Source organism: Cognatundibacterium luofuense (assembly GCF_018139685.1).
Classification (GTDB): Bacteria; Pseudomonadota; Gammaproteobacteria; order Burkholderiales; family Burkholderiaceae_D; genus Undibacterium; species Undibacterium luofuense.
Map to the genome: position 1 here is coordinate 1 of NZ_JAGSPN010000415.1, position 330 is coordinate 330.

Sequence of the window (330 nt, forward strand, 5' to 3'; positions counted from 1 at the left end):
CACCAGCATAATTGTTGTTTCATTGAGTTTAGTAGGGTGATTGCCACCGGCCGACACCGCTTCCAGTATGTGCTGTAAGGCGCTTTGGTTACCCATGGCAGCGCCAATCAGATCAATCAGCTCGACCCAGAAATGAAATACATAAACGCACTGGGCGAGTATCAAACCCAGATACAGAGGGAGTTGCAGCCAGCGGCTGAAAAAAATGAGGCCTGCCAGTGGTGACAATTTGGTGAGTGGTTTTGGATTTGACATAGATCAATTCTGAAGTGAGAACAGTGCAAAAGCATAAAAGTGCTATTTTACATCCGGGCAAGTCAGTCGTGTCAT

At 46.7% G+C, this 330-nt stretch carries 1 protein-coding gene; it reads right to left on the bottom strand.

Translation table 11 applies throughout. The features are described from left to right. A partial coding sequence (locus KDM89_RS21015; protein ID WP_212689767.1) for a YqhA family protein occupies window positions 1–255 on the bottom strand: 255 nt, incomplete at its 3' end. Between the last annotated feature and the right edge of the window lie 75 nt (window positions 256–330).